This window comes from Pseudonocardia sp. P1, from assembly GCF_000178675.2.
Taxonomy (GTDB): Bacteria; Actinomycetota; Actinomycetes; order Mycobacteriales; family Pseudonocardiaceae; genus Pseudonocardia.
Window position 1 is genome coordinate 4,226,623 of record NZ_ADUJ02000001.1, and the last position, 25,306, is coordinate 4,251,928.

The 25,306-nt window shown below is 76.2% G+C and carries 16 protein-coding genes and 1 pseudogene; 14 read left to right on the forward strand and 3 right to left on the reverse strand.

Annotated features, from left to right (window positions below; all coding sequences use genetic code 11):
* Positions 1-48: 48 nt before the first annotated feature.
* Genes PP1_RS19440 through mftE form a run of 3 tightly spaced genes read left to right on the forward strand, consistent with a single transcriptional unit; the run spans position 49 to position 6,700 of the window.
* The gene (locus tag PP1_RS19440; protein ID WP_249266055.1) at positions 49-4,416 is read left to right on the forward strand and encodes a mycofactocin system FadH/OYE family oxidoreductase 2; all 4,368 of its coding nucleotides are present in this window, start codon (positions 49-51) and stop codon (positions 4,414-4,416) included.
* Between the two features lie 29 nt (positions 4,417-4,445).
* Positions 4,446-5,963, forward strand: coding sequence for an MFS transporter (locus tag PP1_RS19445; protein ID WP_010223827.1), 1,518 nt, complete (start codon positions 4,446-4,448; stop codon positions 5,961-5,963).
* 17 nt (positions 5,964-5,980) lie between these two features.
* Positions 5,981-6,700, forward strand: coding sequence for a mycofactocin biosynthesis peptidyl-dipeptidase MftE (mftE, locus tag PP1_RS19450; RefSeq protein ID WP_010223829.1), 720 nt, complete (start codon positions 5,981-5,983; stop codon positions 6,698-6,700).
* 9 nt (positions 6,701-6,709) lie between these two features.
* On the opposite strand, the gene PP1_RS19455 is transcribed toward mftE, so the two are convergent.
* A complete protein-coding gene (locus tag PP1_RS19455; RefSeq protein ID WP_010223831.1) occupies positions 6,710-7,837 on the reverse strand; it encodes an alkaline phosphatase family protein in 1,128 nt (375 codons plus the stop codon).
* Positions 7,838-7,917: 80 nt separating this feature from the next.
* On the opposite strand from PP1_RS19455, the gene mftF reads away from it, so the two are divergent.
* The 7 genes from mftF to PP1_RS19490 all read left to right on the forward strand — a co-directional run bounded on the left by mftF (position 7,918) and on the right by PP1_RS19490 (position 15,915).
* Positions 7,918-9,447: a mycofactocin biosynthesis glycosyltransferase MftF gene (mftF, locus tag PP1_RS19460; protein ID WP_075314768.1), complete on the forward strand. Its 1,530-nt coding sequence runs from the start codon at positions 7,918-7,920 to the stop codon at positions 9,445-9,447.
* A 391-nt stretch (positions 9,448-9,838) separates the two neighbouring features.
* Positions 9,839-10,357, forward strand: coding sequence for a (2Fe-2S)-binding protein (locus tag PP1_RS19465; RefSeq protein ID WP_010232655.1), 519 nt, complete (start codon positions 9,839-9,841; stop codon positions 10,355-10,357).
* A 1-nt stretch (position 10,358) separates the two neighbouring features.
* A complete protein-coding gene (locus PP1_RS19470; RefSeq protein ID WP_010232656.1) occupies positions 10,359-12,842 on the forward strand; it encodes a xanthine dehydrogenase family protein molybdopterin-binding subunit in 2,484 nt (827 codons plus the stop codon).
* Positions 12,839-13,690, forward strand: a complete 852-nt coding sequence (locus PP1_RS19475; protein ID WP_010232657.1) for an FAD binding domain-containing protein — start codon at positions 12,839-12,841, stop codon at positions 13,688-13,690. The genes PP1_RS19470 and PP1_RS19475 overlap by 4 nt, the downstream gene beginning before the upstream one ends.
* A gap of 92 nt (positions 13,691-13,782) precedes the next feature.
* Positions 13,783-14,502: an SRPBCC family protein gene (locus tag PP1_RS19480; protein ID WP_010232658.1), complete on the forward strand. Its 720-nt coding sequence runs from the start codon at positions 13,783-13,785 to the stop codon at positions 14,500-14,502.
* A gap of 118 nt (positions 14,503-14,620) precedes the next feature.
* The gene (locus PP1_RS19485) at positions 14,621-15,610 is read left to right on the forward strand and encodes a P1 family peptidase (RefSeq protein WP_075314766.1); all 990 of its coding nucleotides are present in this window, start codon (positions 14,621-14,623) and stop codon (positions 15,608-15,610) included.
* A complete protein-coding gene (locus tag PP1_RS19490; RefSeq protein WP_010238827.1) occupies positions 15,607-15,915 on the forward strand; it encodes a hypothetical protein in 309 nt (102 codons plus the stop codon). Before PP1_RS19485 ends, PP1_RS19490 begins: the two co-directional genes overlap by 4 nt.
* A gap of 25 nt (positions 15,916-15,940) precedes the next feature.
* Here the strand turns inward: PP1_RS19490 and PP1_RS19495 are convergent, their stop codons facing one another.
* Positions 15,941-16,417 (reverse strand): PepSY domain-containing protein, encoded by a 477-nt coding sequence (locus PP1_RS19495; RefSeq protein WP_075314764.1) that lies wholly within the window; start codon positions 16,415-16,417, stop codon positions 15,941-15,943.
* A gap of 149 nt (positions 16,418-16,566) precedes the next feature.
* On the opposite strand from PP1_RS19495, the gene PP1_RS19500 reads away from it, so the two are divergent.
* The 4 genes and pseudogenes from PP1_RS19500 to PP1_RS19515 all read left to right on the forward strand — a co-directional run bounded on the left by PP1_RS19500 (position 16,567) and on the right by PP1_RS19515 (position 24,695).
* Complete coding sequence (locus PP1_RS19500; protein ID WP_029239276.1) at positions 16,567-18,006, forward strand: hypothetical protein; 1,440 nt, start codon at positions 16,567-16,569, stop codon at positions 18,004-18,006.
* Positions 18,003-18,746, forward strand: a pseudogene (locus tag PP1_RS19505) (hypothetical protein); the annotation flags it as partial. The gene PP1_RS19500 and the pseudogene PP1_RS19505, both read left to right, overlap by 4 nt.
* Before the next feature lie 337 nt (positions 18,747-19,083).
* Complete coding sequence (locus PP1_RS19510; RefSeq protein WP_075314762.1) at positions 19,084-23,688, forward strand: hypothetical protein; 4,605 nt, start codon at positions 19,084-19,086, stop codon at positions 23,686-23,688.
* A complete protein-coding gene (locus tag PP1_RS19515; protein WP_083697256.1) occupies positions 23,685-24,695 on the forward strand; it encodes a DUF2399 domain-containing protein in 1,011 nt (336 codons plus the stop codon). Before PP1_RS19510 ends, PP1_RS19515 begins: the two co-directional genes overlap by 4 nt.
* Before the next feature lie 127 nt (positions 24,696-24,822).
* Here the strand turns inward: PP1_RS19515 and PP1_RS19520 are convergent, their stop codons facing one another.
* On the reverse strand, positions 24,823-25,254 hold the full coding sequence (locus tag PP1_RS19520) for a PepSY domain-containing protein (RefSeq protein ID WP_075314760.1): 432 nt from the start codon (positions 25,252-25,254) through the stop codon (positions 24,823-24,825).
* Positions 25,255-25,306: the final 52 nt, after the last annotated feature.

Genomic DNA, 25,306 nt, shown 5'->3' on the forward strand with positions numbered 1-25,306 from the left:
CTGCTGACGGGGCCCGTCGACCTGCGCGGTCGGCGGGCCCCGTCGCGTGTGCTGTTCGGGCCGCACGAGACGAACCTCGGCAACACCGCCCGGGAGATCACCGACGACCACGTCGCCTACTACGCGGCCCGGGCCGCCGGGGGCGCCGGGCTGATCGTGGTCGAGCCGGCGTCGGTGCACGCCTCGGACCATCCCTACGCCTACGCGCCCGCGGCGTTCCCGGTCCCGGTCCCGGTCCCGGTCCCGGTCCCGGTCGATCCGGTGCCCGGGGCCCGACCGCGCTCTGCGCCGGGTCCCGCGTCGGCGTCCCCGTTCTCGTCCTCGTCCGGGCCGGATCCCGCCGAGATGCAGATCAGCGTCGGCGGCGGGCTCTACGCCGACACCGAACTGCTTCTCGGCGAGGGTGATCCGGGCACGGACGGTCCGGTGCCCGTCCCGGAGGCGGTGCCGGGCCCCGTAGCGGCGCGGCGAGGCCCGGGCCCGGTAGCGCCGAGTCACGATCCGGTTCGCGCGGGGCGGGGCGCTGTGCCGGCCGGGCCCGGGTGGGCCGCGGTCGTCGCGGCGTGCCGGCCGTACGGGGCGCTGGTGCTCGCCGGACTCGCCCACGCCGGTGGGCAGGGCACCTCCGCGCACTCCGGGCACCCGCTGTGGGCGCCGTCCGCGGTCCCGGACGTCGTGTCCCGGGAGACCCCGGTCGCGATGGACACCCCGGAGATCGACGCGGTCGTCCGCGGGTTCGCCGACGCCGCTCGGTCCGCTGTGGACAGTGGTGTGGACGGTGTGGAGATCTCCGCCGGGCAGCACTCGCTGCTCCGCCAGTTCTGCTCCGGGCTCACCGACCACCGCACCGACCGGTACGGCTCCGACCGGTCGTTGCTGCTGCGGGAGGTGCTCGCCGCGGTCCGCGACGCGATGGGGCCCGGACCGCTGCTGGCGCTGCGGCTGTGCGTCGACGAGCTCGCCCCGTGGGCGGGGATCACCCCGGACGACGGCGTCGCGCTCGCCCGTGCCGTCGCGCCGGCGGTGGACCTGCTCGTCCCGGTCGCCGGCAGCGGGCTGTCGCCCGGTGCGACGCGGCCGGACCTGCACACCCCCGAGGCGTTCCTGCGGGACCGGTGCGCCCGGGTGCGCAGAGCTGTGGAGGGGGTGGTGCCGGTCGTGCTGGCCGGGAGCGTCGCGTCGACGGAGCTCGCCGAGGACGTTCTGACCTGCGGTGACGCCGATCTCGTCGAGATGACGAGAGCGCAGATCGCCGATCCCGGGCTCGTCGCACTGGCCCGCGCGGGGACGCCGGAGCGGATCCGGCCGTGCCTGCTCACGAACGCGCTCGCCGCGGCGCGGGACCCGCGCAACCCGGTGGTCGGCGACGAGCTGGAACCCCGGTCCGGCCACGAACGCACCGAGCCGGACCCCCGCACCGGCCGAGCCGGGCCCCCGGCGACCGCGACGCCCCCCGCGACCGCGATGACCCCGGCGATCCCGGCGACCGGGACGCCCCCCGCGACCGGGACGACCGCGGGCGGCCCGGGGACGGCCGGCGGGCCGGGCGGGAACGGCCCGGCTCCGGGGCCGGAGAGCGAGCCCGCGCGGCGGGTGCTCGTCGTCGGGGGCGGGCCGGCCGGGCTCGAGGCGGCGCGGACCCTCGCGCTGCGCGGGCACCCCGTGACGCTGCACGAACGCTCGGACCGGCTCGGTGGCCTCCTGCACGCCGCCGCCGCGCTGCCCGGGCGGGAGCGGCTGGCGCTGCCGGTGGCGTGGTGGTCGGCCGAGCTGGACCGGCTCGGTGTCCGGGTCGAGCTCCGGTCCGGCCTGGACGACGACGCCGTCCGCGCGGCCGAGGCGCTCGGCGCCGCCGTGGTGCTGGCCACCGGCTCCCGCGCGGCGCCGCCGGAGTTCGACTCCGACGTCCCGGTCGTCGCCGCCGCCGATCTCGCCTCCGGCGCCGTCCTGCCGGTCCCGCGGGACGCGCCGGTCCTGGTGCGCGATCCGCTCGGGGACTGGACCGGACCGGGGGTCGCGGAGCTGCTCGCGGCGGCGGGCCACCCCGTCACCCTGTCCACACCGGACGCCGTCGCGGGGCACCAGCTCGGGCGTTGCGGGGACATGGCCCCGGCGAACACGCGGCTGGAGCGGGCCGGCGTGACCCGGGCCCTGTTCACCGAGCTCCGTGCCGTCCGTGACGGCGTCGCCGAGCTGGTCGACGTGCACACCGGCGCGGTCACCGCGGTGCCGTGCGCGGCCGTCGTCGACTGCGGGGCGCGGCTGCCGGACCGCAGCGTCCCGGACGCCCCCGGCCGCGCGACCGCCGGCGACCGGGTCGCCCCCCGCACCCTGACGGAGGCGGTCCGGGAGGGCCGCCGCGTCGCGTTCGCACGGGATCGGGGCGCACGTCCCGGCCCCCGCGAGGGCCGGGACGTGCTGATCGACGGGCGTCCGGCCGGGCGGGGCGGGGGAGGTGAGCGGGGTTCCGGGGGGCTCGGTGTGCCGTTGCGGCTCGGGCGGCGCGAGCTGCGGAACCGGATCGTCTTCACCGCCCACCTCACCGGTTTCGCCGAGGACGGGCTGCCGTCCGCCCGGCACGCCGCCTACTACGCGGCCCGGGCCGCGGGCGGCGCCGGACTGGTGATCACCGAGGAGCACGCCGTCCTCCCGGACGACCGGCCCTACGAGCGCCTGATCCGGGGGCACGACCCGTCGGTCCTCCCCGGCTACCGGCGGATCACCGACGCCGTGAAGGCGCACGGCGCGGTCGTGCTCGCCCAGCTCAACCACAACGGCGCGCAGGGCTCGGGGATGTACTCGCGGGAGGCCGTCGTCGGCCCGTCGGCGCTGCCCGACCCGATGTTCCGCGAGGTGCCCCGGGAGCTCGACGCCGCGGGGATCGCCGGGATCGTCGCCGGGTTCGCCGACGTCGCGGCCCGCTGCGTCGCCGGCGGGTTCGACGGCGTCGAGATCCAGTGCTCGCACGCCTCGCTGCTGCGCCTGTTCCTGTCCCCGGCGACGAACCGGCGGACCGACGCGTGGGGCGGCGACCGTGCCCGCCGGGCACGGATCGTGCTCGACGTCGTCGCCGCCGTCCGTGCGGCGATCGGCCCGGACCCGGTGCTGGGCCTGCGGATCGGCGCCGACGAGCGCGTCCCCGGCGGGATCTCCCCCGGCGACGGCGCCGACCTCGCCCGGCGGCTCGTCGCGACCGGCGCGGTCGACCACCTCACCACCTCGGTCGGCGTCGCGACCTCGACGCTGCACCTGATCGAGCCGTCGATGCACACACCGTCCGGGTACGCCGGGCACCTCGCCGCGACGCTGCGCCGCGCCGTCCGCGAGGCGGGGTCGGACGTCCCGGTCGTCGGCGTCGGCCGGTTCACCACGCCCGCCCAGGCCGCGGACGCGGTGGCGCGCGGCGAGTGCGACCTCGTCGGCGTCGCCCGCGGGCAGATCGCCGACCCGGACTTCGCCGCGAAGGCCCTGGCCGGACGCCCGGTGCGCCGCTGCGTCGGCTGCAACCAGGAGTGCATCGGCCGGGTCGGGCTCAACCTGCCTCTCGGGTGCGCGGTGAACCCCGCGGCCGGACGCGAGGGGGTGCGCCCGCGGCGCGCGAGGAGGGTGGGGGACCCGGCGCGGGTGCTCGTCGTCGGGGCGGGCCCGGCCGGTCTCTCCGCCGCGGGTGCGCTGGCCGGGCGGGGCCACCGTGTCCTGCTGGCCGAGCGCACCGACGCCCCCGGCGGCCGGCTGGCCCTCGCCGCGACCGCCCCCGGCCGCGGCGAGCTGGGCCACGTCGTCACCGACCTGCTCCGGGCGGCCCGGGACGCCGGGGCCGGGATCCGGTTCGGGACCACCGTGGACGCCGGGTTCGTCGCCGACCGGGGCCCGGACGCCGTCGTCCTCGCGACCGGCTCCCGGCCGTCCGTCCCGGCCTGGGACCCGGAGCGGCTGACCGTCCCGGTCGACGACGTCCTCGCCGGGGCCCGGCTGCCCGGCGGCCCGGTCCTCGTCGTCGACGAGCTGGGCTTCCACCACGCCACCTCGACCGCCGAGCTGCTGGCGGCCCGCGGGCACGACGTCGAGATCGTCACCGCCGCGCTGGTCGTCGGCCAGGACCTCGGGCTCACCCTCGACCGCGAGGGGTTCCGCCGCCGCGCGCACACCGCCGGGATCCGCTGCAGCACCGACCGTGCGGTGCTCGGCGTCTCCGGCGCCGGCGGGGGCGTGGCCGTCGAGCTGCTGCACCACCCGACCGTCCGGACCGAGCAGCGGGAGGTCGCGGCCGTCGTCACGGCGTCGTCGTCGGTGCCGTGTGGGACCCTGTGGACGGCGCTCACCGGCGGGCCCGTGCCGGTGTACCGCATCGGTGACGCCCTGGCCCCGCGGCGGATGGACGCCGCGATCCGGGAGGGAGACGCGGTCTTGACCTGAAGTCAGGTCCAGTTCCTAGCGTCGTCGCCATGCAGACCGATCCACGGACGACCCCCGACCGCGCCGGGCCACGGGAGTGGGTCGGCCTCGCCGTCCTCGCCCTGCCCCTCCTCGTGCTGGCGCTCGACGTCAGCGTCCTCTACCTCGCCGCGCCCGCCCTGACCGCGGACCTGCAGCCCTCGGCCACCCAGCAGCTGTGGATCCTCGACATCTACGGCTTCCTGATCGCCGGGTTCCTCATCACGATGGGCACGCTCGGCGACCGGATCGGCCGCCGCAGGCTGCTGCTGATCGGCGGCGCCGCGTTCGCCGTCGCCTCCGTGCTGGCCGCGTTCGCCCCGACCGCGGAGCTGCTGATCGCCGCCCGGGCCCTGCTGGGCGTCGCCGGGGCGACCCTGATGCCGTCCACCCTCGGGCTGATCTCGACGATGTTCCCCGACCCGGTCCAGCGCCGGTTCGCGGTCGCGGTGTGGATGACGACGTTCTCCGTCGGCGCCGCACTCGGGCCGCTGGTCGGCGGCGCCCTGGTCGAGGCGTTCTGGTGGGGGTCGGTGTTCCTGGTCGGCGTGCCCGCCATGCTGCTGCTGCTCGTGCTGGGGCCGCGCCTGCTGCCGGAGGAGCGCGGCTCCGGGGACGGCCGGATCGACGCCGTCAGCGTCGCGCTCTCGCTCGCGGCGATGTTGCCGCTCGTCCTCGCGGTCAAGAACCTCGCGGCCTACGGGCCGAGTGCGACCGTGCTCGTCGCGGCCGTCGCCGGCACGACGGCGGGGACGGTGTTCGTCCGCCGCCAGCGCCGGCTGGCCGACCCGCTGCTCGACGTCGCGCTGTTCACCCGGCCGGCCTTCACCGCGGCGGTGTCGGTGCTGCTGGTCTCGCTGCTCGCGGTCAACGGGTTGTTCTTCGTGCTCCCGCAGTACCTGCAGCTGGTGGCGGGGGCCTCCCCGCTGGTCGCCGGCGTGTGGATGCTGCCGCTGGCGCTCGCCACGGTGGCCGGGTCGCTGCTGACCCCGGCGCTGACCCGCCGCTTCGGGGTCTCCCCGGTCGTGGCGGCCTCGGCCGGGATCGCCGCCGCCGGTTCGCTGGTCGTCGGGCTGGCCGGTGCGGGCGCCGGCCCGGTCGCGCTCGTCGCGTCCGTCACCGGGACGGTGCTCGGCCTGAGCCCGATCGGGGTGATCGCCACCGACCTGGTGATCGGGTCGGTGCCGAGCGCGCGGGCCGGGTCGGCGGCGTCGATCTCGGAGACCGCGGGCGAGCTCGGGGTGGCGCTGGGCGTCGCGGTGACGGGCAGCGTGCTCACCGCCGTCTACACCGGACGCCTGGTGCTCCCCGGCGGGCTGCCGGCGGACGTGGCGGAGCGGGCCGGGGAGGGCATGGCCGGGGCGGTGACGGCCGCCGCGGACCTGCCGCCCGCGGCCGGGGAGGCCCTGCTCGCCGCCGCGCGCACGGCGTTCACCACCGGTGTCGGCGCCGTCGGACTGGTCGGCGCGGGACTGCTGGCGGGTGTCGTCGTACTGGCACTGACCGCGCTGCGCGGGGCCGGACGCTGACGGGGGACGCTGTCACCATGCTGCTCGCCGACCTGACCTGGACCGAGCTGACCGGCCGGGCGCCCACCGTCGTCGTCCCGGTGGGGTCGGTCGAGCAGCACGGGCCGCACCTCCCCCTGGGTACCGACACGCTCTTCGCGTCGGTACTCGCGGCCGCGCTGCACGACGCCGACCCGGAGCTCGTGCTCGCCCCCGCACTGGCCTACGGGGCGGCCGGTGAGCACGAGGGGTTCCCCGGCACGGTGTCGATCGGGGAGGAGGCGCTGCGCACCGTGCTGGTCGAGTACGGTCGCTCGGCCTGCCGGTGGGCGTCGCGGCTGGTGCTGGTCAACGGGCACGGCGGGAACGTCGCGGCGCTGCGGTCGGCCGTCACGCTCCTGCGCTACGAGGGCCGCGACGCGGCCTGGCTGCCGTGCTCCGCGCCCGTCCCGGGGGTCCCGCTCGACGCGCACGCCGGCCGGTACGAGACGTCGCTGCTGGAGCACGTCGATCCCGCGCTGGTCCGCCGGGAGCACGCGGCCGCCGGGGACACCCGGCCGCTGCGCGAGGTGATCGGCGAGCTGCGCGCGGGCGGCGTCGCCGCGGTCAGCCCGAACGGGGTGCTGGGCGACCCGTCGGGCGCGTCGGCCGCCGAGGGCGGGCGGGTGCTCACCGCGATCGTCGACGCGGCGTCGGCCGCGATCGACGCCTGGGACCCGGACCCGGAGACCGGGCGCCTGCGCGTCCCCGCCCGGTAGGCCCCGCGGTCAGGAGTGCACGAGCAGCGGGACCAGCTGCTCGTCCGCGGTGAAGGACCCGTGCTGTCCGGGGAACGACGACAGGTACGGCTCGGCCTCCGAGCGCACCACCGCGGCCGTCCCGCGCAGCGCCACGACGACGTCCCCGATCCGGTCCCGCACCCGCTCGCCGACCGGGCCGAACCAGCCCTCGGCGACCGCCTCGTCCCGGGACGCCACCCACGCGTCCTCGCCGAGGACCGCCCGCCAGGCGGCCAGCACGTCGCCGGCAGCGCCCGGCTCGGTGTAGACGTGCCGGGCCCGGGGATCACCCCCGAGCAGGGCGACGCCCGACCGCAGCTCGGGCCGCTCGTCGGCGTCGACGAGCCGGTCCACGGTGACCATCCCGTGGTCGCCGGTGACGGCCAGCAGCGTCCCGGCGGGCAATGCCTCGACCAGCATCCCGAGCAGCGCGTCGATCTGGCGCAGCTGCCAGCGCCAGGCCGGGGTGCCCGGGCCGTACACGTGCCCGAGGGCGTCGAGATCGGCGTGGTAGCCGTAGACCAGCCGCGGGCCCGGCCCGGCCGCGCCGTCCACGATCTCCGCGGCGAGGTCGCCCAGCGCCGCCACCCCGCGGTACTCCCCGCCGCGCAGCCCGGACCGGGTCAGCCCGGACGTGCGGAACGCCCGTGGCGACACCGTCCGCACCGCGACGCCCGCCGCCGCGGCCCGCTCCAGCGCGGTCGGCTCCGGCTGCACCCGCTCGGGGACGAGGTCGTCGCGGCGGTCCTTCCGGGCGACCGACCAGCCCAGCGCGTCGAGCAGCTCGCCGCCGACCCGGAACGACAGCCCCAGCGTCCCGTGCGCGCCCGGGGGCAGGCCGGTCCCGAGCGAGGTGAGGCTGATCGGTGTGGTCGACGGGAACCCGACGGTCAGGGGTCCCGCGTCGGCGAGGCCGGCGAGGACCGGGGCGTCGGCGGCGTGCGCGCGGAGCAGCTCGTGGCCCAGCCCGTCGACCAGCAGCAGGACGGCTGCCCGTGCGGGCGGCAGCGCGAACGCCGGCGGCCGTTCGTCGAGCGGCGAGCCGATCGCGTGCAGCAGGGCGGGGAGGACGTCGGCCAGCGTCGCGGTGCCGTAGCGGGGCAGGAGATCCGGCATGACGACGAGTGTGCCGCCCGGACGGGACCACGGTCCGGGGAGTATCGACTCGGTGGCGGCGGGGATGGAACGCTCGGCCGGTGACCACCGCCGCCCGCTCCGAGACCACGCCCCCCGGTGCCCCCGCCGAGGGGGGCGGGCCCGCGGACCGGCGTCTCCCGGACGGGTTCCGGGTGCTGCTCGACCGGCGGACCCGGCGGATCGACGGCGGCGCGGCGCTGCTCGGCGGCGCCCCGCCCCGGCTGGTGCACCTGTCGGCGCGGGCCCGGGAGCTGCTGCCCCCGCCGGGCGGGATCCTGGAGGTCGCCTCGCCGACGCACCGGGCGCTCGCCCGGACCCTGCTCGACGCGGGTCTCGCCCACCCCGTGGCCGGGGCCGGCCCGGCGTCCGGGGGGCACACGGCGGCCGCGGTGACCGTCGTCGTCCCCGTGAAGGACCGGCCGCTGGACCGGTTGCTCGCCGCGCTCGGTCCGGTCGGTGCAGGTCCGGGGGCACCCGGCGGGCTGGTCGTCGTCGACGACGGGTCGACGGAGCCCGGTCCGCTGCGGCGCGACGTCGAGGCCGCGGGCGGGCGGGTCGTCCGGCACGCCACGCCGCAGGGCCCCGCCGCCGCCCGCAACGCCGGCCTCGCGGCGGCCCGCACCCCGTTCGTCGTGTTCGTCGACTCCGACGTCGTCCCCGAGCCGGGCTGGCTGGAACCGCTGCTCGCGCACCTGGCCGATCCCGCGGTCGGGCTCGTCGCCCCGCGGATCGTCGCGCTCGACCCCGAGCGCGGCTCCGGCCTGCGCGGGACGGTCGGGCGCTACGAGGCCGTCCGGTCGTCGCTGGACCTGGGGCCGGACCCGGCGCTGGTCGTGCCCCGCTCGCGGGTCGCCTACGTGCCGAGCGCGGCGATGCTCGTGCGGGCCGAGGCGGTCGCGGGTGCCGGTGGTGCGTTCGATCCGGACATGCACGTCGCCGAGGACGTCGACCTGGTGCTGCGGCTGCACCGCGCGGGCTGGGCGATGCGCTTCGAACCGCAGTCACGGGTCGCCCACGACCACCGCACGCGTCCGGGGGAGTGGCTGCGCCGCAAGGCCTTCTACGGCACCGGCGCGGCCCCGCTGGCGCAGCGGCACCCGGGCGCGGTCCCGCCGGTGGTGCTCTCGCCCTGGACGGCCGCGGTGTGCCTGCTGCTGCTCGCCCAGCGTCGCGGGGCGACGGCCGTCGCGGGCGTCGTGACGGTGCTGGCCACCGAGCGGCTGTCCCGGAAGCTGACCCGGCTGGACCGTCCGCGGCGCAGCGCCGCCCGGCTCACCGGGCTCGGGCTGTGGGGGGCGCTGGCGCAGACGGCGTCGGCGCTGACCCGGCACTTCTGGCCGGTCGCCGCGCTCGCGCTGCCGTTCTCGGCGCGCGCCCGCCGGGCCGTGGCGGTGGCGGCGCTGGCGGAGGGCGTGGCGGACTGGTGGACGCACCGTGACCGCGACCCGCGCGTGCGGGTGCCGTTCGCCCTGCACCTGGTCGCACACCGGCTCGATGACCTGGCCTACGGGGCCGGTCTCTGGTGGGGCGCGTGGCGCAGGCGGACCACCGCTCCGCTGCGCCCGGCGGGCCCCGGATCCCGCCGGTGAGGCACCGGCTCCCGGGCCGGTGACCTAGGTTAGGCTGACCTGACTCGTCAAGACCGGACCACTCCGTCCGGGTTGGTCTGAACGAGTGATTTGTGTTGTGTCACGGATCCGTGTCTGCGGTCCGTTCCGATGATCCACCCCGCGGTTGCGGACAGTGGCTCCGAGTGGCCCCGGTCACGCACCCGACACGCCGCACGGCCGGCCGTCGGGCCCGCTCCGTTCTTCTTGCCACCCAGGAAGATCGGGAGTGTGATGTGGGCGCTGCCACACGACACGGTGTCGGCAGCCAGGCGCGCCACCGTCGGTCGCGACCGCAGCGGCGCACCTCGAACGAAGTCCCCGGTAGACCCCGCGCGGCCCAGTGCGGGTCGCGTACGAGGAGTGAGAGTTCATGACAGAGGTCCGGGTCACCGTCGACGGCGTGAACTACGCCGACGACGTCGAGCCCCGCATGTTGCTCGCGCAGTACCTGAGGGAGACGCTGGGCAAGACGGGGACGCTGATCGGCTGCGACACCAGCAACTGTGGTGCCTGCACCGTCCATCTGAACGGGCAGAGCGTGAAGTCCTGTTCGGTCCTCGCCGTCCAGGCCGACGGCAGCGAGGTCACCACCATCGAGGGCCTCGCCCGGGACGGGAACCTGCACCCGGTGCAGGAGGCGTTCCGCGAGTGCCACGGCCTGCAGTGCGGCTACTGCACGCCGGGAATGATCATGGCCGCGGTGGACCTGCTCGGGGACAACCCCGACCCGTCCGAGGACGAGGTCCGTGAGGGCATCGAGGGCAACCTCTGCCGCTGCACGGGCTACCAGAACATCGTGCGGGCGGTGCAGAGCGCGGCGCAGACCATGAAGCCGGGCGCCGCGCAGCCGGCCGGCCAGAGCGCCGCCCCGGTCGCGGGAGGGAACTGAGTTGACGACGACCGCCGAACCCACCACCACCGGCGAGATCGGCAGGGCCCGGGTCCGCAAGGAGGACCAGCGCCTGATCACCGGCCGGTCCCGCTACACCGACTCGATCACCCCGCCGGGGACCGTGCACATCGCCGTCGTCCGCTCGACGATCGCGCGCGCCACGATCACCTCCATCGACAAGTCCGAGGCCGAGAAGGCCCCGGGCGTCTTCGGCGTCTACACCGCGGCCGACCTGGGTGCCGAGGAGGTCGGCATGCCCTGCGCATGGCCGATCACCCCGGACCAGAAGGCCCCGCAGCGCCCCGCGCTCGCCGTCGGGCGGGTGAACTTCTCGGGTGAGGGCGTGGCCGTCGTCGTCGCACGGTCGGCCGCCGCGGCGCGGGACGCCGCCGAGCTCGTCGAGATCGACTACGAGCCGCTCGACCCGGTCCTCGACATGGAGGCCGCCGCCCAGGACGGCGCGGAGCTGGTGCACCCGGACCTCGGCACCAACGTCTCCGCCACCTGGGTCTTCGACTCCGGCGAGGTCGGCACCGGTGCGAGCGTCACCGATGCGATCACGACCGCCGAGGCCGACGACGACCAGATCGTCGTCCGCCGCCGGTTCCGCCAGCAGCGGCTCATCCCGGCGTTCATGGAGCCCCGCTCCTGCGTCGTGGACCCGACCGGCGAGCAGCTGACCATCTGGGCCGCGACCCAGGTACCGCACATCCTCCGCACCATGACCACGGTGACCCTCGGGGTCCCCGAGTCGAAGCTGCGCGTGATCGCCCCGGACGTCGGCGGCGGTTTCGGCGGCAAGATCGGTGTGCTGCCCGAGGAGATGCTCTGCGTGCTGCTCGCGCAGAAGCTGAACAAGCCGGTCAAGTGGACCGAGACCCGCAGCGAGTGCATGCTCACCGCGCACCACGCCCGGGACCAGATCCAGGACCTGGTGATGACCGCCAAGAAGGACGGCACCATCACCGGCTTCGACGTCCACCTCTACGCCGACATGGGCGCCTACCTGGGCCTGGTCGGGCCCGGTGTGCCGATCCTCGGCGCGTTCATGTTCAACGCGATCTACAAGATCCCGGCGCTGCGCTTCACCTGCTCCAACGTCTTCACCAACAAGACGCTCACCGACGCCTACCGCGGCGCCGGCCGTCCGGAGGCCACCTTCGGCATCGAGCGGATGATGGACGAGCTCGCCGTCGAGCTCGGCCGGGACCCGATGGAGCTCCGCGAGCAGAACTGGATCAAGCACGAGGAGTTCCCGTTCGACACCGTCGTGGGCCTGACCTACGACACCGGCAACTACGAGCAGGCCACGCAGCGCGCGATGGAGCTGTTCGACTACGCCGGTCTGCGCCGTGAGCAGGAGGAGCGGCGCAAGTCGGGCGACCCGGTGCAGCTGGGCATCGGCATCTCGACCTTCACCGAGATGTGCGGCCTCGCGCCGTCGCGCGTGCTCGGCTCGCTGGACTACGGCGCCGGCGGCTGGGAGGCCGCGAGCATCCGGATGCTGGCCACCGGCAAGGTCGAGGTCACCACCGGTGCCTCCGCCCACGGCCAGGGCCACGAGACGGCGTTCTCCCAGATCGTCGCGGACAAGCTGGGCGTCGGGTTCGACGACGTCGAGATCCTGCACGGGGACACCCAGGTCGCGCCGAAGGGCCTCGACACCTACGGCTCGCGCTCGCTGGTCGTCGGCGGTGTCGCGATCGTCAACGCGGCCGACAAGGTCATCGAGAAGGCCCGGAAGATCGCCGCGCACCTGCTCGAGGCGTCCGAGGACGACCTCGAGTTCGCGAACGGCCAGTTCACGGTCAAGGGCACCGACAAGGGCAAGGCCATCCAGGAGATCGCGTTCGCCACCTTCATGGCGCACGACTACCCGGAGGGCATGGAGCCGTCGCTGGACTCGGACGCCGTGTTCGACCCGGAGAACTTCTCCTTCCCGCACGGCACGCACCTGTGCGCCATGGAGGTCGACACCGACACCGGCCGGGTCACCCTGCGCAAGTACGTCTGCGTCGACGACATCGGGAACGTCATCAACCCGCTGATCGTCGAGGGCCAGGTGCACGGCGGCCTCGCCCAGGGCATCGCGCAGGCGCTGTTCGAGGAGGCGAACTACGACGACCAGGGCACCCTGGTGAACGCCACGTTCGTCGACTACACGCTGCCGTCGGCGGCGGACCTGCCGAGCTTCACCACCGAGACGGTGTCGACCCCGTCGACCACCAACCCGCTCGGGGTGAAGGGCGTCGGGGAGGCGGGCACCATCGCCTCCACCCCGGCGATCGTCAACGGCGTGCTCGACGCGATCCGGCACCTCGGTGTGGACGAGATCGAGATGCCGACGACGTCGCAGCGGGTCTGGCGCGCGCTGCAGGTCGCGAAGGGCCACGCGGCCCAGGAGACCCCGAGCGACACCCACTCGCCGGGTGCCGGCCTGGGTTCGATCGACCCGAACAACCCCAAGGGAGAGGTCCAGTGATCCCGGCGAAGTTCGACTACGTCCGGCCCGGCTCCGTCGAGGAGGCCGTGACCGCGCTGCAGCAGGCCGGCGAGGACGCCAAGATCCTGGCCGGCGGGCAGAGCCTGCTGCCGGTCCTGCGGCTGCGGATGGCGGCGCCGTCCACGGTCGTCGACCTCGGCGGGATCCCCGAGCTCAAGCGGATCGGCGAGGACGACCAGTACGTCATGGTCGGCGCGATGGCCACGCACCACGAGGTCATGCGCAACGACCTGGTCAAGAAGCACGTCGAGCTGATCTCGCAGGCCACCGAGACGGTCGCGGACCCGCAGGTCCGGCACCGCGGCACGCTGGGCGGCGCGCTCGCGCACGCCGACCCGGCGGGTGACCTGGGTGCCGCGGCGCTCGCCCTGGACGCCGAGTTCGTCATCCTCGGGCAGGGCGGGACCCGGCTGGTGCCTGCCACGGAGTTCTTCCAGGACTACTTCACCACCGCGATCGGCGAGGGCGAGATCCTCACCATGATCCGGTTCCCGAAGTACACCGGCTGGAAGACGCACTACGAGAAGTTCAACCGGGTCGCGCAGGCGTGGTCGATGGTGGCCGTCGCCGTCGCGCTCAAGGTGGACGGCGGCACCATCTCGGAGGCCCGGGTGGGTCTGACGAACATGGGCAACGTCCCGATCCGGGCGACCGGTGTCGAGCGGGCGCTGGTGGGGCAGGCGGCAGGTCCGGACGTCGCGAAGGCGGCAGCCGGACACGCCACCGAGGGCACCTCCGCTCCGAGTGACGCGGACGCCGCGGCCGACTACCGTGAGCACCTGGCGAAGGTGCTCACCGGGCGGGCCGTGCTGGCCGCCGCCGGCTGAGGACCGACGAAGCTCGGGAAGGGGCGCCTGTCCGGGACCTCCCGGACGGGCGCCCCTGTCGTTTCCCGCCTGACTGGAGGCAGTGAGAGAAGATGCAGCTGGAGAACAAGTTCACGATCGCGGCGCCGATCGAGGACGCCTGGAAGGCGCTCAACGACCCGGAGCTCATCGCGCCGTGCTTCCCGGGGGCCACCCTCACCGAGTACGAGGGTGACTCGTTCCAGGGCACGGTGAAGGTCAAGCTCGGCCCGATCTCGTTGACCTACAAGGGCAAGGGCACCTACGTCGAGCGCGACGACGCCAACCACAAGGTCGTCATCGACGCGTCCGGCCGCGACGCCCGCGGCAACGGCACCGCGAAGGCGATCGTGACCGGGACGATGGTCGCCGACGGCCCGGACAAGACCTCGGTCACGATGGTCACCGACATGACCGTCACCGGCCGGCCGGCGCAGTTCGGCCGCGGGGTCATCTCCGACGTCGCCGACAAGATCATCGGTCAGTTCTCGTCGTGCGTGGCGGACAAGCTGACCGGCGGCGGCGCGTCGTCGAACGGCGCGGGGCCGAAGCACGCGGCCGACGAGACCGGCCCGATCCCGGCCGTCCCGCCGGGCCCGGGTGAGCAGGCGAAGGCGGCCACGCCGGCGCCCGTGGCCCGCCCGCAGAGCAACCCGGTCGAGGCCATCGACCTGCTCGACTCGGCAGGCGCCCCGGTGCTCAAGCGGCTCGCGCCGGTGCTGGGCGGGCTCGGCCTGCTCGCGCTGATCTTCCTGATCGTCCGGCGGGCCCGTAGCGGCGGCTCGGAGGACTGAGTCCTCGCACGCCTCCGACGACGCACGCGGGCCGGTTCCCCCACGGGGACCGGCCCGCGCTGCGTCGGTACCCGGGTGTGCGGCTGCGCGGGGCCGGGCGTCCGGGGAGGATGGTGCGGTGCGCGCGGGAACGGGCAACGGACTGACCGACGTGACCGGGCTGCGGGTCGGGCACGCCGCCCTGACCGGGCCGGGCGCCCGGAGCGGCAGCACCGTGGTGCTCGCGCCGCCCGGCGGGGCGGTGGCCGGGGCGGACGTCCGCGGGGCCGCGCCCGGGACGCGCGAGACCGACCTGCTGCTGCCGACCGCCACCGTGCAGCGGGTGCACGCGATCACGTTGTCCGGCGGGAGCGCGTTCGGCCTCGACGCGGCGTCCGGTGTGATGGCCCGCCTGGAACGCGACGGCGAGGGCTTCCCGGTGCCGGGCGCGGTGGTCCCGATCGTCCCGGCGGCGGTGGTCTTCGACCTCGGACGCGGTGGTGACCCGGCCGCCCGGCCGACCGCGGAGACCGGCGCGGCCGCCTACGACGCCGCCCACGACGGCCCGGTCGGGCAGGGCTCGGTCGGTGCCGGGACGGGGGCCGTGGCGGGTGGCCTGCGCGGCGGGATCGGCACGGCGTCCGCGGTCCTCGGCTCCGGCGCGACCGTCGCCGCGCTGGTGGTGCTGAACTCGGCGGGGACGGCGGTGGACCCGGCGACCGGCGTCCCGTTCGGTGCCCGCTACGGGCTGCCCGGCGAGTTCCCCGGGGCCCCGGCCCCCGCGGACCGTGTCGCCGAGCTGTACGAGGGGCACGTCAACCCGCTCGGCACGGCGACCACGCTGGTGGTGCTCGCGACCGACGCCGCACTGGACAAGCCGGGCTGCGCCCGGCTCGCGACGATGGCGCACGACGGCCTCGCCCGCTCCATCCATCCCGTGCACACCCTCCGGGACGGCGACTGCGCGTTCGGCCTGGCGACCGGCACCGGCCCGGCACCCGACGTGGCCGGGACCTTCGAGCTGCAGGCCGCGGCGGCCGACGTCACGGCGCGGGCCGTCGTGCACGCCCTGCTCGCGGCGGATGCGGCACCGGACCGGCCGTCGTACTCGTCGCTGGTGGCCGGATGAGCGAGCCCAACCCCTGGCTGGGCCGGCCGCGCCCGGCCCGCCCGGAGCCGGTGCCCGACCCGGACGAGATCCGGCTGGTGGGCCCGCGTCGCCGGACGGCGGTGGCGCGGGCGGTGAACGACGTCGTCCGCGGGGTGCACGTGCGGGCGTTCGACCACGGCTGGACGGTGTCGACCGTCAGCGGCTACATCACGCTGTGCCACACGCTCGCCGAGCTGCTCGACGTCGTCGCGGCACCGGAGGACCGGGTGATGCTACGGGCGACCGCGCTGGCCGCCGCCGACCGGACGGCCGGGGCGTCCTGACGGTCCGCCCCGGCCGGGTGCCGGATCAGTCGTCGTCCCGGTCGTCGTCGTGGCGGTCGTCGCGGTCGACGTCGTGGTCGAGGACGGCGCCGGTCGCGGCGTCGACGTCGACGTCGTGCTCGGTGCCGCCGTCCCGGATCTCGATCTCCCAGTGGTCGCGGTCGTCGTGCCGGTCGTCGCGGTCGTCGCGGTCGTCGTCGGCGCGGTCGAACTCGACGTCGGTGACCCGGCCCGCCCCGGCGGCGTCGAGGGCGATGCGCTCCGCGGCCGCACGGTCGACGGCGGCGCCGGCCGGGGCCCGCTCCGCGGCGGGGACGGGGAGCTCGGGCGGGACGACACCCGTCGTCGGGGCGGGACCACCGGACGACGCCGGGGCGACCGCGGCGACCGGCTGCGCGGTGAGCTCGGTGGGTCCGCCGTGCCCGAGCGCGAGGGCGGTGCCCCCGCCGACGAGCAGCAGACCGGTGGCGGCGACGGCGGCGACGGTGAGCGGGGTACGCATCGTGGATCTTCCTCCGGGACGTTCTCGCTGGTCCGGGGCGGTGTGCCCCGGTGACTGGTGAGAACTCTGCCGACCGGCGCACCAAGAGCGCGCTGTGCGATCCCTAAGGCGTCGTTAGGGATCTGCGGGTCCGAACTACAGTCGTCCGGGTGTCGACCATCAGCCCGGACGAGGGAGTGGCGCGCCGGCTGAAGGCCCTGGCCTGCACGGCGCCGCTGCACGACCTCGACGCCCGCAAGGGCCGCCTCGAGTGGGACGCCGTCGGCTACCAGATGGCGGAGATCGGGCTGCAGGCGATCGACCAGGTCACGCTGGCCATGGACTTCGACCACGGCGCCGACCACTCGGAGGTCGTGCGGCGGCTGCTGCCCTTCGTCGCCGCCCAGGTGCCGGACGCGCCGCGGTCCGAGCACGCCAGGGTCGCGCAGTGGGTGATCGACAACCTGGTCAACGTCGGCAGCATCGACCGCGGGTTCGCCGTGGAGTACGGCGCCACCGACGCCGACGGCCGCTACGTGCGCCGCAGGTTCGACTTCAAGCTGCTCGTCGAGGTCGCCGCGCCGGACGGCGGGGTGTACCTGCGCGCGTCCGACGAGGCGATCAACGTGCTGGTCGGGGCGCTGGACACCGACGTGGAGTCCGCCCAGGAGGCGGCCGAGACCAAGCTGGAGACGCTGATCGTCCGGGGCAGGCTCGGCGACGCGCGCCTCGCCGCGGAGCAGGCCCGCTACCGCACCGTGCAGTACGCGGAGTCGCTGCGGCGCAAGCTCGAGGCCACCCGCCGCGACGTACGCTCGGTGGACTGGCTGGACGCCGTCCCGCAGCTGCTGAACGAGGCACTGACCCACATCGAGGCCCGGTACCGCGCCGAGACGGTGATCAAGGCGAACATCGCCGACGCCCGCGACGAGGCGGCCGAGCCGGAGCGGCGGCGCCAGGCCGCGGAGCTCGTCGCCGTCGTGGACGACTGCATCCAGCGCCACACCCAGCTGCAGGCGAGGCTGCAGGAGGCGGGCGCCGCCTTCCGGGCCGAGCAGGACCGCCAGCAGTTCTCCGGGAAACCGAAGCGGGCCTCGGTCGACGTGTTCGGGCAGCTGCTGCGCCCGTCGCTGGGGCTCACCGTCGGCGCCGCGCACGATCCGGCGACCGCGTGGTTCACCGCGGGCACCGGGGTGCGGAACCCGTCGGTGCCGAGCCTCGGCGGGCTGGTCGAGACGTTGCTGACGCCGCCGACCGACCGCGACCCGTTCGGTTCCGAGGTCCCCGCGCCGGAGCTCGCGCCGCAGCCGCGGGAACGGTTCGGCGTGGACACCTGGGCCGGCACCGACGCCGTCCTGCCGCAGGAGGCCGAGCACCCGGTGCGGCTGTCCGAGGCGCTGGCCAGGGCCCGCGCCGCGGGGCCCGACCTGCCGCAGCTCGTCGCGCTGCGCGCGGTGCACGCGCTGGGCACGGCGATCGGCACCGCCCGCACCCAGGGCGACCCGTCCGTGCTGATCGCGGTCGACGACGGGACCGTGCTGGACGACCCGGAGTTCGGCGGCGCGGACCTGCTGCTGGCCGTGGCCGGCGTCGAGGGGGAGAAGCGATGAGCGACGTCGAGACGGCCGCCCGGCTCGTCGCGTTCGGGATGCGGCCCAAGGCGCTGCCCGGCCGCGACCCCGACTATGCCGACCTGGTCCGCCGCTACCGCGAGGACGACGACTTCCGCACCACCGTGCAGCGGGTCGCGTCCGGGCTGGGGCTGGTCGTGCTGACCGTCGACGCCGCGCCGGGCATCGTCCTCGCCGCGACCGAGGGCTCGGTCTTCGAGATCCGGATGGACGAGTACGCGCGCCGCACCGCGCTGGCGAACCGGCAGGCGGACAAGGTGCTGCACGGCATCGCGCACCTCGCCGTCGCCGCGCTGGCCTTCCCCCGGCCCGACGACCTCGGCGACGACTCCTACGTCGGCCGCGTCTCGGTGGAGCTGGTCGACGGCGCCGTCCGCGAGGCGTGCCGGGCGCTGAACGAGCGGGCCGCGGGCCCGGCCGACCCCGAGTCGGACGCGCCGCAGCTCGAGGAGGTCTGGCGGGTGTGGCTGCGCCGTCCCGAGGCGACGGCGACGAAGGACGGCCGGGCCGGCGAGTCCACCACCCGCGGGATCGTCGGGAAGGCGCTCCGGTTCCTCGCCGACCAGGGCTTCCTGGTGCCGGTCGGTGCCGAGGGCGCCTTCCGGACGACGCCGCGCTACCAGGTGCAGGTCCGTGAGCTGGCCGCGCAGCGCGCGTTCGACGAGCTGCTGTCGCTCGGGGTGCTCCCGGCCGGTGCCGCGGCGGGGACGCTGGTGGCGGAGCCGGCCGGGAACGGTGTGGTCGACGGGCCGGGCGCCGGGGGCACCTCCTCGGAGACCGCTGCCTGGGGAAGCGATTCCGCGGAAGGTGAGGCGGGTAGCGCTGCGGTGTCGGGCCCGTCGGGTGCCGGTTCCGGTGAGATCGCTGCCTGGGGAAGCGTTTCCGCAGAGGGTGAGGCGGGTGGCGCTGCGGTGTCGGGCCCGTCGGGTGCCGGCTCCGGTGAGATCGCTGCCTGGGGAAGCGTTTCCGCAGAAGGTGATGCGGGCGGTGCCCCGGCGTCCGGCCCGCCGGACACGGGTTCCGGGGACGAGCCGGCGGACCGGCCGGAGGAGCGCCATGTATGAGCTGACCCGCGTCCGTCTCTTCTCGGTCGGCCCCACCGCCGCCCGCTACCAGGACGTCTCGCTCGACCTGCGCGGCGTCGGGCGCCCGGTGAAGGTGGCGGTGCAGGAGGACCTGTTCGCGCCGGACGCGCTCGACCGCACGACCCCGCGGCGGCCGTCGCCGGCGTCGGTGCTGTTCCTGGAGAACGGCGGCGGCAAGTCCGTCCTGCTCAAGCTGATCTTCTCGGTGCTGCTGCCGGGGCGCCGCCAGGTCGTGGGCACGACGAGCACGACGGTCCTGGAGAACTTCGTGCTCGCCGAGGACGTCGCGCACGTCGTCTGCGAGTGGATGCACGTCGGGACCGGCGCGCTGCTGGTCACCGGCAAGGCGTCGGAGTGGCGCGGGCACGTGGCGTCGTCGGACCCGGAGAAGCTGGCCGACGCCTGGTACGCGTTCCGTCCCGCGCCCGGGTTCGGTCTCGACGACCTGCCCTTCACCCACGACCGGAAGCGGATCACCCTCGCGTCGTTCCGGGAGCGGCTGCACGCCGCCCACCGCGACCATCCCGGCATCGAGCTGGCGTGGGAGACCGGGCACCGGGACTGGACCCGGCACCTCGTCGAGATCGGGCTGGACCCCGAGCTGTTCCGCTACCAGCGGGCGATGAACGCCGGCGAGGGCGAGGCCGCGGAGGCGTTCTCGTTCTCCAGCGACGAGGCGTTCGTCGACTTCCTGCTCCGTGCGGTGCTGGACCCGGAGGAACCGCAGAACGTCGCCGAGCTCGTCGCCGGCTACGCCGACCGGCTGGCGCAGCGGGAGGAGCTGGAGGCGGAGCGCGAGTTCGTCGACGGCACGCTGTCCCGGCTGGAGCCGATGGTGGAGGCCGAGGACACGGCGGCGGCCGCGCGGTCGGCGGAGGACACGGCCCGCGCTGCGCTGCGCACGACGGCCGAGGGCATCGCCGCCCGGCGGGTCGCGGAGTCGACCCGCGCGGAGACGACCCGGACCACCGTCACGGAGGCCGTCGCGGCCGAGCAGGAGGCCGCGGCCTCGTCGGAACGGTTGCAGGACACCGTCGGCGAGCTGCGCCGGTTGACCGCGGAGCTCGCGGTGCGGGCCGCGGAGGAGACCGCCGCGACGGCGACGCGGGAGCGCGACGAGGCCGCGTCCGTGTCGTCGGCCCGCGACGCGGTCGAGCCGGTGCTCGCCCACCGCGTCGCCGCGGCCGAGGCCGCGCGGCTGCGCAGCCGCGTCGACGAGGAGGAGCAGAAGGCACGCCCGGCCCTGCAGGCCCGCCAGGACGCCGCCCGCGAGCTGTCCGCCGCGCTGCTGCGGACCGCCGGTGAGGCCGACGCCGCAGCGGAGGCCGCGGAGGAGACCCGGTCGGCCGCCGACGACCGGGCCACCGAGGCCCGCTCCGAGCAGGTCGCCCGCGCGGCCGACGCCGCACGCGCCGAGAGCGCGGTCTCGCAGGCCGAGGAGTCCCTCGCCGACCTGGACCGGCGGGTCGCCGCCGCCGTGAAGGCCGGTCACCTGAAGGCCGGGTCCGGGCCCGACGACGTCGAGCAGGAGGCCCCCGCCGCGGAGCGGGACGCCGCGGCGACCGCGACGGCGCTGGCCGACGCCGACACCGCCGCCTCCGGGATCCGCGACGAGCGCCGGGCCGCCGAGGCGCGCCGCACCGCCGCCCAGGACGCCGCGGCCACCGCCCGGGCCGCCGCGGCGTCGGCGGAGACCGCGCGGGCCGGTGCCGCCGCCGAGAGCGACGACCTGGCGGGCGAGCCCCGCCCGGCCGAGCTGCTCGGCGTCGAGACGGTCCGGGCCGCCGCCGACGCCGGCCTCGTCGTCGAGACGATCACCGCCGCCGTCCGGGGCGCGGAGCGCGAGCGGACCTCGCTGCTCGGCGACCAGCGCCGGGACGAGCGCGCACTGCACGCCCTCGGCGACGGTGGGCTGCTGCCGGACCCGCAGGAGATCGAGTCCGTGCTGGAGGTGCTGGAGAAGGCCGGCATCACCGCCTGGTCCGGTCGCCGGTACATCGCGACGCTCCCGGCCGCGGACCGCGCGACCGTGCTGGAGCGGCTGCCGCACCTGGCAGGCGGGATCCTCCTCAACGACGCCGCCGACGCCGCGCGCGCCCGCACCGAGCTCGACGAGGCCCGGCTGCTCCCGGCGTCGCTCGTCGCGGTGGGCTCCACCGCCGCGGTGGACGCCGCGACGGACGCGGCACCGGGGATCGAGCTCGTCGTCCCGCCGAACCCGGCGCTGCACGACGAGGACGCCGCCGAGGAGGTCCGGCTCCGGCTGGTCGCCGAGACCACCGACCGGTCCGCGCGGATCGCCGCGCTCGAGGAGACGCTCGACTCGGACCGCCGGCTGCGGGACCGGTTCGCGGCGCTGCGGGACCGCCGTCCCACCCTCGACGAGCTGACCGACGCGGCGGCAGGCGCCGAGCGGGAGCGCGACGAGGCCGTCCGCGCCTACCAGGAGACCGTCGCCGAGGTGGCCGCGCTGGACGAGCGCGCCGACCGGCTCACCACCGACCGGCCCGGCCTGGAGCGCACCGCCGCCGACGCCCGTCGCCGTGCCGAGGCGCTCGCCGCGCTCCGTGACGAGCTCGCCCGGCGGCCCGGTGTGGAGGAACGCCGCCGGACCGGGACCGCGGACGCGGCCCGGCTGCGCGACGAGGCGGAGACCGCGGGCGAGAGCGCGACCCGGGCCGGACGCGAGGCGGCGGCCGCGCAGCAGACCCGGGACCGGCAGAAGAGCATCGCCGCGAACGCGCGGGACGAGGCCGCCGGCCTGCCGCTGGAGGAGGCCCCCGACCCGGCCGGTGCGCCGGACACCTCGCTGGCCGAGCTGCGGGACGTCTTCCAGCGCGCCCGCGACGCCTACGCCTCGGCCGCCGTCGACACCGACCTGCGTGGGTCGCTGGAGCGGGCCGAGGCCGACGCCGCGTCGAAGCGGGTCACCGTCGACGGGCTGCCGCGCTCGGTGGTGGAGGCCGCGACGGCGTTCCTGCACACCCCCGACGGCGCCGACGCGGCGAGCCGCCGGGCCGCCGCCGAGCAGGCCCGGGAGGCCTACGAGCAGGCCGAGGAGCGCAGGCAGAAGGCCAACACCGAGGTCGAGGTGCTCCGCCGTGAGCTGGCCTCGCAGCCCGCAGGCGAGCGCCCGATCGACCCGTACGAGCCGCCCCGCGACGTCGAGCACGGCCGCGAGCTGGTGGCCCGGGCGTCGGCGGAGCTCGACGCGGCCGGCACCGAGCTGGAGCGGACCCGGCGGGCCCGGCAGGCCGCCGAGGAGACCCACCGCGACGCCGAGGACGCGTCCCGCGGGTTCGCCCGGATCGTCGAGGGCCTGGAGGAGACGCCGGAGGCGGGCGGGCTCCCGTTCGAGGGCGACGTCGACGAGGCCGTCGCCACCCTGAAACGGCACCAGGCCCGGGTGCGCGACGCGGTCGCCGAGCGCGGCCGCGCCGACCGCCGGGTGCGCGAGGGCGTCGACGCCGTCGCCCGCTTCGCCCAGGACCCGCGGTTCGCGACGCTGTCGTCGCCGGTGCACCGCCACATCGGCGGGGTGGACCGCGCCGAGATGCCCGGTCTGGCCCGGGAGTGGATCGACGCGCTGCGCCCGCGGCTGCGCTCGCTCGACGACGATCTCGGCAACATCGAGCGGCACCGCTCCGGCATCGTGACGCGGCTGTCCGGGATGGTCGGCGAGGCGCTGCGGATGGTGCGGCTCGCGCAGAAGGTCTCGCAGCTCCCGGACGGCCTCGGTGACTGGTCCGGCCAGCAGTTCCTGCGGATCCGGTTCGAGGAGCTCCCCGACACCGCGCTGCGGCACGAGCTGGGGATCGTCGTCGACCGGACGGCGGAGGCGGCCGCGGCCAAGTCGGGCCGCCCGGCCCGCGACCGGCGCGACGGCATGTCGATGCTGCTGCGCGGGGTGCGGGCGGCGATGCCGAAGGGCGTCCGGGTGGAGATGCTCAAGCCGGACGCCGTGCTCCGCACCGAGCGGCTGCGGGTCTCCGCGATCAAGGACGTCTTCTCCGGCGGGCAGCAGCTGACGGCCGCGATCGTCCTGTACTGCACGATGGCCGCGCTCCGGGCGCACCAGCGCGGGCACGGGCGTCGTGCGCACGCCGGGGTGCTGTTCCTGGACAACCCGATCGGACGGGCGTCGGCGGGATACCTGCTGGAGCTGCAGTTCGGTGTCGCGCAGGCGCTGGGGGTGCAGCTCGTCTACACCACCGGCCTGTTCGACGCCGGCGCGCTGTCCGGGTTCCCGCTGCTCATCCGGCTCCGCAACGACGCCGACCTGCGCGCGGGCCGGAAGTACCTCTCGGTCGACGAGCGGGTGACGCGGTCGGTGCCGGACGGCGACGAGGGCGGCGGCCGGATCAGCGCGGCCCGCGTCTACCGGCGCGCCGACGCGCCCACCGATCCGGGTACGGAGACGGTCCCGGCCACGGGCCCCGAGCCGGGTGAGGACGCCGGGCCGCGGACCGGCAGCGGAGCCGGCCCGGACGGCGTCGACGCGGCGGGTCCCGCCGGGTCCCCGGGAGCGGGCGACCGGCCCGGCACGGGCGACGTCACCGGCCCGGTTCAGGAGTGACCGGTCCCGAGGCCGGTCCCGTCGCGGTGCGGCTGGTGGAGCTGCTGCGGGCCACCGGACGGACCCGGCTCGCACGGGCCGCGGTCCAGCGCGCCCACCTCGAGGCCGACCCGTCGTCGGTGGGGACCGCGGGGGCGCGTCGTGGCCTGGCGGCGGCACTCGACGAGCTGGCGGCCGCCGGTGTGCTGGTCCCGACCCGGGAGACCGACGACGGCGTCCCGCCGCTGCCGAAGTCGGTGAAACTGCTCCGGCCCGGCGCAGTGGGCCCGGTGGCCGCGGGACCGGGCGGGCGCGGCGTCCCGTGGCACGCCGAGCTCGCCTGGGCCGCGGACCTCCCGCACCCGCCGCCGGTGCTGCGCCGGGTCAGCGACTGGCTCTTCGCCGGCGGGACCCGGGCGGTGGAGGTCCCGTTGCGCGAACGCGCGCTGGAGATCACCGGCGACGAGACGGCGTTCGACGATGGGCTGCCCGGCCGGCTCGACCTGGCGACGCTCCGCGCCCGACGGGTGGTCCCGCCGCTGCACGTCGAGTCGCTGCCCGCCGGGGGCACGGTGCTGCTGGTGGTCGAGAACGCCGACACCGCGGACTCGCTGGTCCGGGCCCTACGTGACGATCCCGGCCCGGTCGCCGGTGTCGCGTGGGGGGCGGGGAACGCGTTCACGGCGTCGGTGCTGCGTCTGCGCGACGACCCGCCGGCGGCGATCCGGTACTTCGGCGACCTCGACGCCGCCGGCCTGCGGATCCCGCGCCGGGCCTCCGAGCTCGCCGTGGCGGAGGGGCTGCCGGAGGTGCGTCCGGCGACCGGGCTGTACCGGGCGCTGCTGGAACACGGGGTGCCCGCACCGTCCGCGCGGATCGACCACTCCGACGTGGACTGGCTCGATCCCGGTCTGCGCGGCCCGGTCCGGGAGCTGTTCGCGTCCGGGATGCGGCTGGCCCAGGAGGCGGTCGGGCACCGTGTCCTGTCCGCAGGCCGGGACTGGCGCACCGGCCTCCCCCCGACCTGACCACCCCGCCCCGCCCCGCCCCGCCCGGACCCGAGTTCGCACGGGTTCGCTCTCTTCACACGGGATCGGACCCCGTGCGAGGAGAGGGATCCCGTGCGAACCGGGGACGGGGAAGGGGACGGACCGATCAGTCGTCGTCGCGGTCGTCGTGGTCGTCGCGGTCGTCGGTGGAGTCGTCGCCGTCGACGTCGTGGTCGAGGATCTCCCCGGTGGCGGCGTCGACGTCGATGTCGTGCTCCGTGCCGCCGTTGCGGACCTCGATCTCCCAGTGGTCGCGATCGTCGCGGTCGTCCCGGTCGTCGGCGTCGTCGCGGTCGTCGTCGGCCCGGTCGAACTCGACCTCGGTCACCTGCCCGCCACCGGCCCGCTCCAGGGCGATGCGCTCGGCGGCGGCGCGGTCGACGGCCGGTGCCGCGGCGCCCGCGGGCGGGGCCCCGGTGACCGAGGACAGGGCGACGGGGGCGATCGCGGCGTCCCCCGGGGCGAGGGCCAGCGCGGTCCCTCCGCCGACGAGGAACAGGCCGGCGGCGAGGGCTGCAACGGTGGTCCTGGTACGCATCTCTGATCGTCCTCCGTGTCGTGTCCGCTGGTCGACCGGTGTGTCCCGGTGA

Coding starts and splice junctions, on each gene's coding strand:
- PP1_RS19495 (WP_075314764.1), bottom strand. CDS start 16,417: ATGCGTACCCCGCTCACCGTCGCCGCCGTCGCCGCCACCGGTCTGCTG.
- PP1_RS19465 (WP_010232655.1), top strand. CDS start 9,839: ATGACAGAGGTCCGGGTCACCGTCGACGGCGTGAACTACGCCGACGAC.
- PP1_RS19510 (WP_075314762.1), top strand. CDS start 19,084: ATGTATGAGCTGACCCGCGTCCGTCTCTTCTCGGTCGGCCCCACCGCC.
- PP1_RS19480 (WP_010232658.1), top strand. CDS start 13,783: ATGCAGCTGGAGAACAAGTTCACGATCGCGGCGCCGATCGAGGACGCC.
- PP1_RS19445 (WP_010223827.1), top strand. CDS start 4,446: ATGCAGACCGATCCACGGACGACCCCCGACCGCGCCGGGCCACGGGAG.
- PP1_RS19455 (WP_010223831.1), bottom strand. CDS start 7,837: ATGCCGGATCTCCTGCCCCGCTACGGCACCGCGACGCTGGCCGACGTC.
- PP1_RS19520 (WP_075314760.1), bottom strand. CDS start 25,254: ATGCGTACCAGGACCACCGTTGCAGCCCTCGCCGCCGGCCTGTTCCTC.
- mftE (WP_010223829.1), top strand. CDS start 5,981: ATGCTGCTCGCCGACCTGACCTGGACCGAGCTGACCGGCCGGGCGCCC.
- PP1_RS19490 (WP_010238827.1), top strand. CDS start 15,607: ATGAGCGAGCCCAACCCCTGGCTGGGCCGGCCGCGCCCGGCCCGCCCG.